Source organism: Streptomyces sp. NPDC102279, assembly GCF_044766365.1.
GTDB lineage: Bacteria > Actinomycetota > Actinomycetes > Streptomycetales > Streptomycetaceae > Streptomyces.
In genome coordinates, this window is record NZ_JBIWLU010000005.1 from 573092 (window position 1) to 586957 (window position 13866).

A 13866-nucleotide genomic window follows, 5' to 3' on the forward strand; every position below is an offset into this window, starting at 1 on the left:
AGGTGCCGTTCGTCTCGGCGGTGCGCGCGCTCACAGGAGCTTGCGCGCGGCCCTCCTCAGGTCGTACTCGTGAATGATCGCCTTCGCGTGGCCGTACGCGAGGTCGTGCTCGGCGCGGAGCCAGCTGACCTTCTCCTCGAAGCGGAAGAGGGAGGGGCCTTCGTCGACGGTGCGGATCCAGTCGGAGATCTCACGACCGGTGCAATGGGGGATGCGGGCGAGCAGATTGCGATGGGTCTCCTCGGAGAAGACGTGGGACATCGGCGCCTCCGGACGCAAAGGGGATGTAAGCCGGTCCTTCACGCCACCGTGCCTGAGCGTTGGGTTGTTGGCAACAGTCCCGCCGCTGCGCGTAGTCTCGCGGCGTGCTGGATACGACGCCGTTGACCCGAGCCGTGGACCACTTCGCCGACCGGCTGCGCGCCGCGCCGCAGAGCCGCCTGCAGCGCAGCGCAGCGGCCGAGGCGCTGGGTCTGGCCAGGGAGTTCGCGCTGCGCACCCAGCGGGTCGAGGACCCCTCGGGGGAGCGCCGGGAGATGCCCGACGCCGGGATGTTCGCGGCGGCCGACCAAATCACCGTCGCCGCGCACGACTTGGCGCTCGTACTGAAGGACGAGGACGAACTGGCCGAAGCGGTCACGCTCGTCGCGCAGGCACAGAAACGCGCCGGGGTCTGATCCACTGGATCGACTCCGGCGCGCGGTGTGGTGCTCGGTGGGGCGCTCCTGGCGCGGACGTCACAGCGACGCTATGACGCGGTCCGCCAGGATGTACACGTTCTCCTCGCCGAAGGCGAAGGTCAGGGCGTACGCGCCCGAGACGCCGGAGCCGCCCAGCAGGACCGGGGTCTCACCGGCGTCCAGCGCGGCGGCGAGCTGCTCGGCCGTCTCGCGGTGGCCCGGGGTCATGCACAGCGTGGTGCCGTCGGCGAAGACGTACACGTCGAGCGTGCCGAGCGGGCCGGGACGGACGTCCGCCAGCTCCGTACGGCACTCGGCGAGCTCCTCCAGGCAGGCCACCGTGCGTTCGTGGTCGTTGACCACGGGTGACTGGACGGGGACGAAGTCCGGGTGCGAGGGGTGCCGGCGGCGGGCCGCGGCGAGTTCGGGCGAGTCACCGGAGGCGCCGCCCTGGAGGAAGTCCTCGACGTCCGGACCGGCCTCGGTCACCGGCTCCAGGTGCTCCAGGCCCACGAAGTCCGAGTGACGCGGCAGGAACAGCTCACTGTCGGGCAGTCCGAGCAGCGAGGGCGCGTCGGAGGCGTCCCGCGCCTCCTGGGCGGCCCAGAAGGCCCGCGCCTCGGCGAGCTCGCGCTCCCGTTCCTCGGCGAGCGCCTCGGCCACGGCCGTGCGTATCTCGTCCGCGTCGGCCGCTCCACGCGCCGCGGGCACGAGGCCGCGCGCGTCACCGGCGCGGCTCTCGGCCAGTTCGTTGTGCAGGGCCGCGACCTGCCGGCGCAGACCCCGCAGGGTGCGCAGAGCGGCGACGCCCACGGCCGCGGTGGCGGCGGTGGTGAGCAGCAAAGCAATCGGCATGGCGCTCACTGACGTACTCCCGGTTCAAAGTCGGCCCCCGACTTCCTACATCAGCTTGAAGGGCGAACCATCAAACTGTCAGTGCGTAACGTCACAAATGGGACAGGACTTTGGGGCCGGGGTTTAGCCACGCAACCACTTTGACCTGCGCGAACGCCTGTCGGGAGGGACATAGGTCACATCTTGGATGGGATTGGATCACAAATCGGCCCAGAGCCCTGGTGGTTGGGGGACTCTGGGCCGATTCGGTCACCTTGCGTTCAACTCCCGTCACCCAGAAGGTAACGGGAGTTCGCGAATGTCCTAGCTGAGGCGCTCGATGACCATCGCCATGCCCTGGCCGCCGCCGACGCACATGGTCTCCAGACCGAACTGCTTGTCGTGGAACTGGAGGCTGTTGATGAGCGTGCCGGTGATGCGGGCGCCGGTCATGCCGAAGGGGTGGCCGACGGCGATGCCGCCGCCGTTCACGTTCAGCTTGTCCAGCGGGATGTTCAGGTCGCGGTAGCTCGGGATCACCTGGGCGGCGAAGGCCTCGTTGATCTCGAACAGGTCGATGTCGTCCACCGTGAGGCCGGCGCGGCGGAGCGCCTGCTTGCTCGCCTCCACGGGGCCGAGGCCCATGATCTCGGGGGACAGGCCGGTGACGCCGGTCGAGACGATGCGGGCGAGCGGGGTCAGGCCGAGCTCGCGGGCCTTCGTGTCGGACATGATCACGAGGGCGGCGGCGCCGTCGTTCAGCGGGCAGCAGTTGGCAGCGGTGACCATGCCGTCGGGGCGGAAGACCGGCTTGAGGCCCTGGACGCCCTCCAGCGTCACCCCCGCGCGCGGTCCGTCGTCCTTGCTGACGACCGTGCCGTCCGGAGTGGTGATCGGGGTGATCTCCCGCTCCCAGAAGCCGTTCTTGACGGCTTCCTCGGCGAGGTTCTGCGAGCGCACGCCGAACTCGTCCATGTCCTGGCGGGTGACGCCCTTGAGGCGGGCCAGGTTCTCGGCGGTCTGGCCCATCGCGATGTACGCGTCCGGGATCAGGCGGTCCTCGCGCGGGTCGTGCCAGGACGAGCCCTCCGACTGGGCGACCTCGACCGTGCGGGCCTCGGCGTCGGCGAAGAGCGGGTTGTGGGTGTCCGGCATGCCGTCGGAGGTGCCCTTGATCGACCGCGACACCATCTCGACGCCCGCCGAGAGGAAGACGTCGCCCTCGCCGGCCTTGATGGCGTGCAGGGCCATGCGGGAGGTCTGCAGCGAGGAGGAACAGTAACGGGTGATCGTGCAGCCGGGGAGGTGGTCCATCCCCAGCTGTACGGCCACGATCCGGCCGAGGTTGTGGCCCTGCTCGCCGCCGGGGAGGCCGCAGCCGAGCATGAGGTCTTCGATGTCCTTCGGGTCGAGCCCGGGGACCTTGGCCAGGGCGGCCTCGATGATCGTGGCGGTCAGGTCGTCGGGACGCACGTCCTTCAGGGAGCCCTTGAAGGCGCGGCCGATCGGGGAGCGGGCGGCTGAGACGATCACGGCTTCGGGCATCACGGCTCCATTGGCGCTCTGGGATGTGTGCAGGGCTGCTTGGGAAGTTACCCGCACGTACCGCCCGGGTCACCGGTCTCGACGTGTGACACGGGCCGCACTTTCCAAGCGCTTGCTTTTTTCTGGCGGGGGCGCCTTGGGAGTCGGGGGCGTTTTCCCTACCTGGGCCTGTCAGGTCGCCCCGGATCCGTGCGGCCCCCACCTGGGGCTCCGGCCCGGACCCGTGCGGCCCCCACCTGGGGCTCCGCCCCAGACCCCGCTCCTCAAACGCCGGAGGGGCTGAATCTTCCCCCCGCCCCTCGGGGGTCCGCAGTCGGGTGAGCCGGGGTCGGGTTTCGGTGCCGGCTGGGGTGAGGTTCCCAGGGGCGCGGGGAACTGCGTGGCCGGCCCTCGTCGGCCCGCGGTCGGGAGCGGTGGGGTGGAGCGTGGGTCGTCGGGGTCGGATTTGGTGGCGGCCGGGTGGGATGCCCAGGGGCGCGGGGAACTGCGCGAGCAGTGCCCCGCACCCCGGTCAGGAGTGGGGCCCGGGGGACCGGGTGGGCTCCGGTGGGGTCAGGTCGATGGGGCCGGGGTCGGGTCCGTGGCGGGGAGGCGGCGGCGTCGGCGGCGTTTGAGGAGGGCCCAGGGGCCGCGAGGCCCCGTGGGCATCGCGGCCGCCACCTCCGTGCCGGGCTCGGACGCCGCCTCCGCGGCAGCCCGGGCAACCGGCAGGAAGCCTTCGTTGCGCGAGACGTCCGGCCGCTCCTCCTCGGCGGGCCACAGACTCAGCGCGGCACACACCGTGGGCAGCAGCGCCATGGCCGCGGTCGCGTACCCCTCGGCGGAGGGGTGGTAGTGGTCGGGACCGAACAGCTCGCGCGGGTTCGCCTCGAACTCGGGACCCAGCAGGTCGCCCAGCGACACCGTGCGCCCGCCCTGCTCGACCGTGCCGATCGTCTGCGCCGCGGCCAGCTGACGGGACGCCCGCCGGGCGAGCCACCGCAGCGGCTGCTGGACCTGCTCGACCGTCCCGAGGTCGGGACACGTCCCGACGACGACCTCCGCACCCGCCGTCCGCAGGCGCCGTACCGCCGCCGACAGATGGCGTACGGAACGCGTCGGCGGCATCCGGTGCGTCACGTCGTTCGCGCCGACCATGATCACGCAGATGTCCGGCACCTGGGAGCTGTCCGTCAGGGCCAGCACGACCTGCCGGTCGAGGTCGTCCGACTGGGCACCGGGCAGCGCCACGTTGCACAGCTCCACCGGCCGCTCCGCCACCGCCGCGAGCCCCGACGCCAGCAGCGCACCCGGCGTCTGGCGGGCCCGCCGCACACCCTGGCCCGCGGCCGTCGAGTCGCCGAGCATCATCAGACGCAGCGGCGGCTCGTCAGGGGAGGCGCCCGCGTAGTCGTACCCGTAGAGACCGTCCGCGCGCGGGGCGTACGGAGCGTGTCCGTTGCCCACGTGCCGCTTCGCCAGCTGCACCTCCGCCAGCACCAGACCGACGGCAGCCGCGCCCACCAGCCCGACCCCGCCACCGCCGTACGCCGCTCCCGCAGCGATCCGCCGGGCCACCCTCGCCCTCGACAAGCTCGACATCCGTCGCCGCCACCTCCTCGTAGCCGTACAACCACTGCTTGCCCCGAAGAGGAGGTCGGCCAATCTCAACGGCGCGTGAACGACTGCCCAGGGCCGTAGGCTGACGGGACCATTCCTGTAAAAAACGCAGCTCCGGAGACAACGGTGCAATTCCACGACTCGATGATCAGCCTCGTCGGCAACACCCCGCTGCTGAGGCTCAACAACGTGACCGCGGGCATCCAGGCGACCGTCCTGGCGAAGGTCGAGTACTTCAACCCCGGCGGTTCCGTGAAGGACCGCATCGCCCTGCGCATGATCGAGGCCGCGGAGGAGAGCGGCGCCCTCGAGCCGGGCGGCACGATCGTCGAGCCGACCAGTGGGAACACCGGTGTGGGCCTCGCCATCGTGGCGCAGCAGAAGGGGTACAAGTGCATCTTCGTGTGCCCCGACAAGGTCTCCACCGACAAGATCAACGTGCTGCGCGCGTACGGGGCGGAGGTCGTGGTCTGCCCCACCGCCGTCGACCCCGAGCACCCGGACTCGTACTACAACGTCTCCGACCGGCTGGTCCGGGAGACGCCCGGAGCCTGGAAGCCCGACCAGTACTCCAACCCGAACAACCCCCTTTCGCACTATCACTCGACCGGCCCCGAGCTGTGGACGCAGACGGAGGGGAAGATCACCCACTTCGTCGCGGGCGTGGGCACCGGCGGCACCATCTCCGGCACCGGCCGGTACCTGAAGGACGCCAGCGACGGCAGCGTCCAGGTCATCGGCGCCGACCCCGAGGGGTCCGTCTACTCCGGCGGTTCGGGCCGCCCGTACCTGGTCGAGGGCGTCGGTGAGGACTTCTGGCCGACCGCGTACGACCGTACGGTCGCCGACGAGATCGTCGCCGTGTCCGACAAGGACTCCTTCCAGATGACGCGCCGCCTCGCCAAGGAGGAGGGCCTGCTCGTCGGCGGCTCCTGCGGCATGGCCGTGGTCGCCGCGCTGCGCGTCGCCGAGCGCCTCGGCCCGGACGACGTCGTCGTGGTGCTGCTCCCCGACAGCGGGCGCGGCTACCTCAGCAAGATCTTCAACGACGAGTGGATGGCCGACTACGGCTTCCTGGAGGACACCGGCCCGAACGCGCGCGTCGCCGACGTGCTCAGGGACAAGGTGCACGGCTCCATCCCGTCCCTCGTCCACATGCACCCGGAGGAGAGCGTCGGCGAGGCCATCGAGGTGCTGCGCGAGTACGGCGTCTCGCAGATGCCGATCGTGAAGCCGGGAGCCGGCCACCCCGACGTGATGGCCGCCGAGGTCATCGGATCGGTCGTGGAGCGCGAACTGCTCGATGCGCTGTTCACCCAGCGGGCCTCGCTGCACGACCCGCTGGAGAAGCACATGTCGGCGCCGCTGCCGCAGGTCGGTTCCGGTGAGCCGGTCGGCGACCTGATGACCGTGCTGGGCACCGCCGACGCCGCGATCGTGCTGGTCGAGGGCAAGCCCACCGGCGTCGTCAGCCGTCAGGACCTGCTGTCCTTCCTGGCCAAGGGCGGCGTCCGGCAGTAACCCGGGCACGCCCGCCCGGCGCACGGCACCGCCCTGGTGCCGTGCTTCGGTCCGGCCGGCCGGACCGTGATGGATCTTCCCGCCGGGTCCGGGGCGAACTTCGCGGAAGTGGTACGAGCGCGTCACGTCCGCGCAGCACCCGCTTAACACGCGTCCGGCACATTGGTGGATGTCGGCAGGGCGGGAGCGGCTCCCCGCCCCGGCCGACGCCAAAACGGCGCCAAGGACCTCCGGAGCGGCTCCCGGACCTCCATGGACGCCAAGGACGCGCACGCCCGGCCCTGACCCGGCACGCGTCCCTCGCGGGGACCGCCGTCGTCCCGCCCCCCGGTAACGGGGGTGCGGCGGTCCCCGCGCAAGACGTCACGAGGGCCCGGCACTCGCATCGAGTGCCGGGCCCTCGCGTATGTCCGTCCCCCTGGCGCCCCCGGCCCCATGGGTCCCCTGGTTTTCTAGTCCTCCCAGTCCGACTCCTGCCCCGACTTGCGGCGGCCGAAGAAGTTCGGGGACAGGCGGGCGGCCTGCACCACGTTCACCCCCACGATGCCGCCCCAGGCGACGAGCAGCCCTGGCAGGTGCGCGACCCCGCCGCCGATCGCGGACAGCGGGATGGCGAGTACGAGCGAGACGATCCCGAAGCCGAACCGCTCGCCCCAGGAGTCGGACGACTGGGGCGAACGCGCGCCGCGTGCCGCCACCATCTGCTGCTCGGCGAGCTGGCGCCGCACCCGGCGGTCGACAGCTCCGTCGAGGCGCTGCTCGACCTTCTCCAGGAACGAGTCGACGAGCACGGACTCGTACTCGTCGCCGAGCTCCCTGCGCGCGTGCAGGGTGGCGTCGAGTTCCTTCTTCAGTTCGGCGTCGCCGTGGCGGGCATCCATACCGGTCATGCCCCTCACGTTAGGCAGCCGCGGGCCCCGTGGCACTGGGGTTAGCCCCCCTGTTGCGGCGGGGCAGACCCCCGGCGCCCGTCTCCTCGGCCGCTACGCGGACAGCCCGTGCCGCTGGGCGTACGTGTTCGCCACGTCCTCGGGGTCCTTCTTGTCCTTGTCCACCTGGCGGTTCAGCTCGGTGAGCTGGGCGGTCGTCAGGACGTTGCCGAGCCGGGCGAGCGCCCTGCGGACCGTGGAGTCGGCCTTGCGGTCGGCCATGAGAGGGACGACGTGCTGGCCCGGGACGAGGTTCTTCGGGTCGGTCAGGACCACCCAGTCGTTGGCCCGGATGTCGGTGTCGGTGGTGAAGAGGTTCGCCACGTCGACGTCGCCCTTCTTGAGCGCGCCCTTGACCAGCGGCCCGGAGGAGTCGAGGGACTTGAACTCCTTGAACTCCACCCCGTACACGTCCTTGAGGCCGACCGCGCCGACCTGGCGCTTCTTCACCTCGGGGGCGGCGCCGATCACCAGTTTCCCGTTCTGCCGGGCGAGGTCGGCCAGCGAGCCGAGCCGGTACCTCCTCGCGGTCTCCCGGGTGACGACGAAGGCGTCCGAGTCCTCGGCCAGGCCGTACGGAAGGATCTGGAGGCCCGCCGGGAGGGCTACGGCGAGGGCGTTCTGCATCTCGCCCTCCTCCGTGACCTTCGACTTCGGCGCGAGGTAGTGCAGCAGGGCGCCCTGGTACTCGGGGAGCAGGTCGATGTCGCCGCCCTTGAGCGCAGGGATGAGGATCTCGCGGGTGCCCAGGTTCGGGCGGACCGTCGCCTTGACGCCCGCGGCCTTCAGGACGGCGGCGTAGAGATGGCCGAGCACCTGGTTCTCGGTGAAGTTGGCGGTGCCGATGGTGACGCCGCCCTTGCTGGAGCCGCCTCCGCCCGCGGAGGAACCCCCGCCGTCGAGGGAGGTGACGCCGCTGCCGCAGGCGGACAGCGCGGGGACGGAGACGGCCGCTCCGGCGAGCGCGCCGAGGAGGGTACGACGGTTCATGAGAGGTGGGCTCCTAGGCGGGGCGGTGGCGGAGGATGACGCGCTGCAGCGCGGACAGGGCGAGGTCCAGGACGACGGCGACCACGGCGACGAGCACCGCGCCGCCGAGGACCTGCACCAGGTCGCGCTGGGCGAGGCCGTCGAAGACGTAGCGGCCGAGGCCGCCGAAGGAGACGTACGCGGCGATCGTCGCCGTCGCGACCACCTGGATCAGCGCGAGCCGCAGACCCGTCATGATCAGCGGCAGCGCCAGGGGCAACTCGACCCGGAACAGCACCTGGTGGCCGCGCATGCCCTGGCCGCGCGCGGCATCCTTCACATCCGGGTCGACGGCGGTCATCCCGGCGTACGTGTTGGTCACCATCGAGGGGACCGCGAGGGCGACGAGCGCGATGTAGACCGGCCACATCGACAGGCCGCTCGCCAGGAAGACGAGGACGACCAGGCCGACGGTCGGCAGGGCGCGGCCGAACGAGGAGAGGTTGATCGCGAGGAAGGCGCCCTTGCCGGTATGGCCGATGAGCAGGCCGACCGGGAGCGCGATCGCGGCGGCCACGAGGGTGGCGAGCAGCGAGTACTGGAGGTGTTCGGCGAGCCGGTGCGCGATGCCGTCCGTGCCGGTCCACTGGTCGCCGTCGACCAGCCACGCGCCGAGGTTCTTGAGAAGTTCGAACATCAGGCTCGCCGCCTCGTCCACGGGGTGAGTACGTACTGCACGCCGACCAGCAGCGCGTCCGCGACCAGTGCCAGCAGCAGGGTCAGGACGACGCCGACGACGACCGGCGTCGGGAAGTCGCGCTGGAATCCGTCGGTGAAGAGCTGGCCGAGGCCACCGTCGCCGATGTACGTGGCGACCGAGACCAGGGAGATCGACATGACCGTGGCGATCCGTACGCCCGCCATGATCACCGGGAGGGCGAGGGGGAGTTCGACGGTCAGCAGGATGCGCAGCGGGCGCGTGCCCATGGCCTTCGCGGCCTCCCGGGTCTTCGCCGGCACCGAGTCGAGGCCTTCGACGGTGTTCCGCAGGAGGACGACCAGGGTGTAGATCGTCAGGCCGATGACGGTGGTGGTGCGGGTGAGACCGCTGACCGGCAGCAGCAGCACGAAGACCGCGATCGAGGGGATCGTGAACAGGACGTTCGAGAGCCCGAGCAGCAGGCCGCGCAGCGGGCGGACGCGGTGGGCGAGAACGGCCAGCGGAAGCGAGATCAGCAGCCCGAACAGGACGGCGGAGAGCGCGGCTTCGAGATGGGAGACGGTCAGGGAGGTGAGGTCGTCGGTGTGGTCGCCGATCCACGACCAGTCGATGGTCATATGGCGGCACTCGCCTCGGCGTGGGCGAGGCCCGCGCGCTCGTGGATGTCGTCGCGGGACGTCACGCCCGTGAGGATCCCGGCCGCGTCCACGCGGACGACGAGTCCGGTGGGGGAGGCGATCGACTCGTCGAGGGCCCGCAGCAGCGAGTCGGTGTCCTTCAGCGGCCTGACGGGGAGTTCGGTGTCCCCGTCGCGCCAGTGCCGGGGCCTGCGGGCGCCGTCGAGGACCAGCTCCCAGCCGGTGCCCTGCGGGGCGGGGCGCTGCGGCACGTCCGCGAGCGTCTTCAGGGACAGCAGTTTCAGTCCCCGTTCGGCGCCGAGGAAGTCGGCGACGAAGTCGTCCGCCGGGCGGGCCAGCAGTTCGGCGGGGGACGCGCACTGCACGAGGTGACCGCCGGTGCGGAAGACCGCGATCCGGTCGCCCAGGCGGACCGCCTCGTCGATGTCGTGCGTGACGAAGACGATGGTCTTGTTCAGGTCCTTCTGGAGGCGAAGCAGTTCGTCCTGGAGCTGGGTGCGCACCACCGGGTCGACCGCGCCGAAGGGCTCGTCCATCAGCAGCACGGGCGGGTCGGCGGCGAGCGCGCGGGCCACGCCGACGCGCTGCTGCTGACCGCCGGAGAGCTGGTGCGGGTACCGCGTGCCGGTGTCGGCTCCGAGGCCGACGGTCTCCAGCAGTTCGGCGGCCCTGGCGCGTGCCTTGCGGCGGCCCCAGCCGAGGAGGAGGGGCACGGTGGCAACGTTGTCGAGCACGGTTCGGTGCGGGAAGAGCCCCGACTGCTGGATGACGTATCCGATGGAGCGGCGCAGTTCGGCGGCGTCCTGCTCCAGGACGTCCTTGCCGCCGACCCGGATGGTGCCGGAGGTCGGATCGACCATCCGGTTGACCATCCTGAGGGTGGTCGTCTTACCGCAACCGGAAGATCCGACGAGGACGGTCACGCCCCCGTCCGGCATCTCCAGGGAGAGGTCGTGCACCGCTGTCGTGCCGTTCGGGAAACGCTTGTGGACCGCGTCGAACTGGATCATGAGGTGTCCCTTGCCCGGTCTGCATATCGTCATGCAGAGTTCTCTCTACCTGAATAGGTTGTCAACGGGTCGGCGGTAATCGGTGGTCACTCATGGCCGCCAGGCAAGATCCGATGTCCGGATTGAGGAGGGTGTGCGAGTGATGTCGTCTCAGACCGTGGACACGTCGAGTGTGGTGGCACCCCCCGCGAGCGTCCCGCTCGTGGTCCTGGACGGCCGGGGCACCGGAGTGGACGACGTGGTCCGTCTCGCCGACGGGATCGCGCGGCCCGTCGCCGGAACCGACGGCATGAAGCGCGCCGAGGCGTCCTGGGACGCCGCCCGGCAGATCGCCGCCACCGGCCGCGTCTACGGCCGCTCCACCGGGGTCGGCGCGAACCGGAACGAGGACGTGCCCACCGAGGCGGCCGCCGACCACGGCCTGCGCCTGCTGCGCAGCCACGCCGGAGCCATCGGCGAGGAACTGCCCGCACGCCAGGTCCGCGCCATGCTCGCCGTCCGCGCGAACCAACTGCTGGCCGGCGGCGCGGGCCTGCGCCCCAGCGTCGTGACGGCGCTCTGCGAGGCCCTGGAGTCCGGCGCCCACCCGGTCGTCAACGAGTTCGGCTCGGTCGGCACCGGCGACATCGCCGCCCTCGCGCAGGTGGGCCTCGCCCTCGCCGGCGAACACCCCTGGCGAGGGCCCGGCGGCACCGCGCCCGCCGCCCTGGCGCCGGCGCCGCAGCCGCTCGACAACAACGACGCCCTCGCCCTCATCAGCAGCAACGCGCTCACCCTCGGACAGGCCGCGCTCGCGCTGCACGAACTGCGCGGGCTGATCGGCGCCACCCAGGTCGTCGCCGCTCTGTCACTGCTGGCCGTCGACGGCTCCCACGAGGCGTACGCGGCCCCCGTGCACGCCGCCCGGCCGCACCGGGGCTCCGTCGAAGTGGCCCGCAGGATGCGGGAGTTGATCGGCGCCGCGGACCGGCCCACCCCGCCGCTCGGCCGCATCCAGGACCCGTACGGCTTCCGCTGCCTCCCGCAGATACACGGCCCCGCGCAGGACGCGGCGGACGCGCTGGAGGAGGTGCTCGCCGTCGAGATCAACGCCGCGGCCGAGAACCCGCTCATCTCCCCCGAGGACATGGCCGCCTACCACCACGGCGGCTTCTACCAGGCCCAACTCGCCCTCGCCCTGGACCATTTCCGGCTCGCCGTCACCCAGGTCGCGCGGCTGTCCACCTCGCGGCTGTCCACCCTCAACGAACCCGCCTACACCCGACTGCGCCCCTTCCTCGCGGGCCAGGAGGCGGCGTCCTCCGGCGTGATGATCCTGGAGTACGCCGCCGGTGCCGCGCTCGGTGACCTGCGGGCGTTCTCCGCGCCCGCCTCGCTCGGCCACGCTGTACTCTCCCGAGGCGTCGAGGAGCAGGCGAGTTTCGCCTCGCTCGCCGCACGTCAGACGCTGCGGGCCTGCGACGCGTACCGTCTCGTCGTCGGCTGTGAACTGGTCGCCGCCGTACGGGCGCTGCGCCAGCGTGGCCTGCGGCCCGAACCGGAGCTGCCGGCCGGACGGGCGCTGGAACTGGCCGAGGCCGTGCTCGACGCCGAGCAGGCCGACCGGCCGCTCACGGACGACGTGACAGCGGCCGCCGCACTGCTCGACCGGTTCACGGACATCTGGAGGGGGAGCACGCCATGAGCGCGGACAAGGCCGCAGGCGAGGCCGGCGGCGAGGCCGGCGGCAAGGACACAGGCAGGCACACCGGCGAGGACACGGGCGGAGGCATCAACGGGGCCGGAGCCGCGGACGGGGCCGCGACCGGGACCGGAGGCGCCGCCCAGGACGGCGGGGCGCGGGTGAACGACAGCCCCGCCGGACGCCTCCAGGCCCTCTTCGAGGGACGCCGGCTCACCCCCACCCAGCGGCGCATCGCGCACAGCATGGTGCGCAGCGCCGCCGACGTGCCGTTCCTCTCCAGCGTCGAACTCGCCGAACTCGCCGGGGTCAGCCAGCCCTCCGTCACCCGCTTCGCCGTCGCCCTCGGCTTCGACGGCTATCCGGCGCTGCGCCGGCACCTGCGCGAGGTCGCGCCCGCCGAAGCGGCCACCGACACGACCGCGTACAACGAGTACCAGCAGGCCGTCGAGGCCGAGATCGAGAACCTGCGTCACCTCGCCGAGGCGCTCGCCGACCCGCGGCCCGTCGCCCGGGCCGGCCGGCTGCTCGCCGCGTCCCGTCCGCTGCCCGTCCTCGGACTGCGGGCCGCCGCCTCCCAGGCCTACGGCTTCGCCTACTTCGCCGCCAAGGTCCACCCCGACGTCCGGCTGCTGCACGAGGGCGGCACGATGCTCCAGGACCGGATCGACGCGGCGGTGCGGGCCGGGGCCACCGCCCTGCTGTGCTTCGCGCTGCCCCGGCATCCGCGCGAGGTCGTCGACGCCCTCGGTCACGCCAAGGAGGCGGGACTGACCGTCGTCACCGTCGCGGACTCGGCGTTCGCACCGGTGGCCAAGGTGTCCGACCTGCTGATCCCCGCCGCCGTCGGCACCGGCCTCGCCTTCGACACGGCGTGCGCGCCGATGCTGCTGGGCCGCGTGCTGCTGGAGGCCATGTGCGACGACCTGCCGGACGCGCAGGCGCGGCTGGAGCAGTTCGACGCCCGGGCCGCCGCGCGCGGGCTGTTCGTGGAGTAGGCGGCGCGCTCCGGCCCGGGTGTCGCCCACGGCGGCGGGACGGCCCGCGGGCTCTCAGATTCGTCTCACGTTCCGCGGCTAGCCTGCGCGCCCGAAGACACAACGGGCGCGGCGCCTGCCGGTGGCGCGTCCCGTTGCGCGGACGCTCGGGGACAGGAGACAGATCGTGGCGCGCGGAGGACAGGGACTGGCCCGGATGGCCGTCGTGGTGCGGGCCGGAGCCGCACCGCTGTGGTGGTGCGGGGTGTTCGCGGCCGGCGTCGGGGTGCTCGTCCCCGGTCTGACCGGGCGAAGGATCGGTGTTCTCGCGGGGGCCGCGCTGTTCCTCGTCGCGGCGGTCGTCGTGGCGGCCCGGCGCAGGAAGCGGTACGCCGTCCTGGTCCGGTCGGCCGCCCGCGCCGGCAAGCAGGACGTGCTCCAGGACCGTGCCGTGACGGTTCGCAACTGGCGCCGGGGCCACCGCTGGTGGCTTCTGCTCGCCTTCGCCGCCGCGCTCGGCAGCTCCTTCGCGCTCCCCGCCGCGGGCGGCATGCTGCTCGCCGGGGCGGGCGTCGGACTGTGGCTGAAGGCCGGACGCCTCGGCCGGATCGAACGGGCCGGCCAGGAACTGATCTGGGTGCGCGTCGACTGGCTCGGACCGCGCGCCGGCGCTCCCGCCGGCAAGCCGGTCAAGGCCGTACGGTCCACCGGCCCGGCAGCGGGCGACGCCGCGCCCGGAGGGGCACGGCGTCGCTGACCCGT

The 13866-nt window shown here is 72.1% G+C and carries 14 protein-coding genes; 5 read left to right on the forward strand and 9 right to left on the reverse strand.

The features are described from left to right. Window positions 1-30 precede the first annotated feature (30 nt). Window positions 31-261 carry a DUF4287 domain-containing protein gene (locus ACIRQH_RS15365; protein WP_355872289.1) on the reverse strand — a complete coding sequence of 77 codons (231 nt, stop codon included), beginning with the start codon at window positions 259-261 and terminating at the stop codon, window positions 31-33. 104 nt (window positions 262-365) lie between these two features. On the opposite strand from ACIRQH_RS15365, the gene ACIRQH_RS15370 reads away from it, so the two are divergent. After that, window positions 366-677, forward strand: coding sequence for a hypothetical protein (locus tag ACIRQH_RS15370; RefSeq protein WP_404226101.1), 312 nt, complete (start codon window positions 366-368; stop codon window positions 675-677). Between the two features lie 60 nt (window positions 678-737). On the opposite strand, the gene ACIRQH_RS15375 is transcribed toward ACIRQH_RS15370, so the two are convergent. The 3 genes from ACIRQH_RS15375 to ACIRQH_RS15385 all read right to left on the reverse strand — a co-directional run bounded on the left by ACIRQH_RS15375 (window position 738) and on the right by ACIRQH_RS15385 (window position 4640). Beyond that, a complete protein-coding gene (locus ACIRQH_RS15375; RefSeq protein WP_404226103.1) occupies window positions 738-1544 on the reverse strand; it encodes a hypothetical protein in 807 nt (268 codons plus the stop codon). Window positions 1545-1838: 294 nt separating this feature from the next. Beyond that, window positions 1839-3059 (reverse strand): acetyl-CoA C-acetyltransferase, encoded by a 1221-nt coding sequence (locus ACIRQH_RS15380; RefSeq protein ID WP_404226105.1) that lies wholly within the window; start codon window positions 3057-3059, stop codon window positions 1839-1841. A 552-nt stretch (window positions 3060-3611) separates the two neighbouring features. Further along, window positions 3612-4640, reverse strand: coding sequence for an SGNH/GDSL hydrolase family protein (locus tag ACIRQH_RS15385; protein WP_358817579.1), 1029 nt, complete (start codon window positions 4638-4640; stop codon window positions 3612-3614). Between the two features lie 144 nt (window positions 4641-4784). Between ACIRQH_RS15385 and ACIRQH_RS15390 the strand changes: the two genes are divergently transcribed. After that, window positions 4785-6179 carry a cystathionine beta-synthase gene (locus ACIRQH_RS15390; RefSeq protein ID WP_358817580.1) on the forward strand — a complete coding sequence of 465 codons (1395 nt, stop codon included), beginning with the start codon at window positions 4785-4787 and terminating at the stop codon, window positions 6177-6179. 452 nt (window positions 6180-6631) lie between these two features. Here ACIRQH_RS15390 and ACIRQH_RS15395 read toward each other — a convergent pair whose 3' ends face one another. From ACIRQH_RS15395 to ACIRQH_RS15415, 5 genes are all read right to left on the reverse strand, one after another. Continuing rightward, window positions 6632-7069: a hypothetical protein gene (locus tag ACIRQH_RS15395; RefSeq protein ID WP_358817581.1), complete on the reverse strand. Its 438-nt coding sequence runs from the start codon at window positions 7067-7069 to the stop codon at window positions 6632-6634. Between the two features lie 93 nt (window positions 7070-7162). Beyond that, window positions 7163-8098 carry an ABC transporter substrate-binding protein gene (locus ACIRQH_RS15400; RefSeq protein WP_388874338.1) on the reverse strand — a complete coding sequence of 312 codons (936 nt, stop codon included), beginning with the start codon at window positions 8096-8098 and terminating at the stop codon, window positions 7163-7165. 13 nt (window positions 8099-8111) lie between these two features. Then, a complete protein-coding gene (locus ACIRQH_RS15405; RefSeq protein ID WP_358817583.1) occupies window positions 8112-8774 on the reverse strand; it encodes an ABC transporter permease in 663 nt (220 codons plus the stop codon). Continuing rightward, window positions 8774-9415 (reverse strand): ABC transporter permease, encoded by a 642-nt coding sequence (locus ACIRQH_RS15410; protein WP_358817584.1) that lies wholly within the window; start codon window positions 9413-9415, stop codon window positions 8774-8776. Before ACIRQH_RS15410 ends, ACIRQH_RS15405 begins: the two co-directional genes overlap by 1 nt. After that, a complete protein-coding gene (locus ACIRQH_RS15415) occupies window positions 9412-10446 on the reverse strand; it encodes an ABC transporter ATP-binding protein (protein WP_404226110.1) in 1035 nt (344 codons plus the stop codon). The genes ACIRQH_RS15410 and ACIRQH_RS15415 overlap by 4 nt, the downstream gene beginning before the upstream one ends. Before the next feature lie 142 nt (window positions 10447-10588). On the opposite strand from ACIRQH_RS15415, the gene ACIRQH_RS15420 reads away from it, so the two are divergent. The 3 genes from ACIRQH_RS15420 to ACIRQH_RS15430 all read left to right on the forward strand — a co-directional run bounded on the left by ACIRQH_RS15420 (window position 10589) and on the right by ACIRQH_RS15430 (window position 13861). Continuing rightward, the gene (locus ACIRQH_RS15420; RefSeq protein WP_358817586.1) at window positions 10589-12130 is read left to right on the forward strand and encodes an aromatic amino acid ammonia-lyase; all 1542 of its coding nucleotides are present in this window, start codon (window positions 10589-10591) and stop codon (window positions 12128-12130) included. Then, a complete protein-coding gene (locus ACIRQH_RS15425; RefSeq protein WP_388874333.1) occupies window positions 12127-13125 on the forward strand; it encodes a MurR/RpiR family transcriptional regulator in 999 nt (332 codons plus the stop codon). Before ACIRQH_RS15420 ends, ACIRQH_RS15425 begins: the two co-directional genes overlap by 4 nt. 166 nt (window positions 13126-13291) lie before the next feature. Next, the gene (locus tag ACIRQH_RS15430) at window positions 13292-13861 is read left to right on the forward strand and encodes a hypothetical protein (protein WP_388874330.1); all 570 of its coding nucleotides are present in this window, start codon (window positions 13292-13294) and stop codon (window positions 13859-13861) included. The last annotated feature ends 5 nt before the right edge of the window (window positions 13862-13866 follow it).

What these genes read in the sequence shown, in the direction of transcription:
- ACIRQH_RS15365 (WP_355872289.1), bottom strand. Translation starts at nt 261, where the DNA reads ATGTCCCACGTCTTCTCCGAGGAGACCCATCGCAATCTGCTCGCCCGC.
- ACIRQH_RS15380 (WP_404226105.1), bottom strand. Translation starts at nt 3,059, where the DNA reads ATGCCCGAAGCCGTGATCGTCTCAGCCGCCCGCTCCCCGATCGGCCGC.
- ACIRQH_RS15385 (WP_358817579.1), bottom strand. Translation starts at nt 4,640, where the DNA reads ATGTCGAGCTTGTCGAGGGCGAGGGTGGCCCGGCGGATCGCTGCGGGA.
- ACIRQH_RS15395 (WP_358817581.1), bottom strand. Translation starts at nt 7,069, where the DNA reads ATGACCGGTATGGATGCCCGCCACGGCGACGCCGAACTGAAGAAGGAA.
- ACIRQH_RS15400 (WP_388874338.1), bottom strand. Translation starts at nt 8,098, where the DNA reads ATGAACCGTCGTACCCTCCTCGGCGCGCTCGCCGGAGCGGCCGTCTCC.
- ACIRQH_RS15405 (WP_358817583.1), bottom strand. Translation starts at nt 8,774, where the DNA reads ATGTTCGAACTTCTCAAGAACCTCGGCGCGTGGCTGGTCGACGGCGAC.
- ACIRQH_RS15410 (WP_358817584.1), bottom strand. Translation starts at nt 9,415, where the DNA reads ATGACCATCGACTGGTCGTGGATCGGCGACCACACCGACGACCTCACC.
- ACIRQH_RS15415 (WP_404226110.1), bottom strand. Translation starts at nt 10,446, where the DNA reads ATGATCCAGTTCGACGCGGTCCACAAGCGTTTCCCGAACGGCACGACA.
- ACIRQH_RS15420 (WP_358817586.1), top strand. Translation starts at nt 10,589, where the DNA reads ATGTCGTCTCAGACCGTGGACACGTCGAGTGTGGTGGCACCCCCCGCG.
- ACIRQH_RS15425 (WP_388874333.1), top strand. Translation starts at nt 12,127, where the DNA reads ATGAGCGCGGACAAGGCCGCAGGCGAGGCCGGCGGCGAGGCCGGCGGC.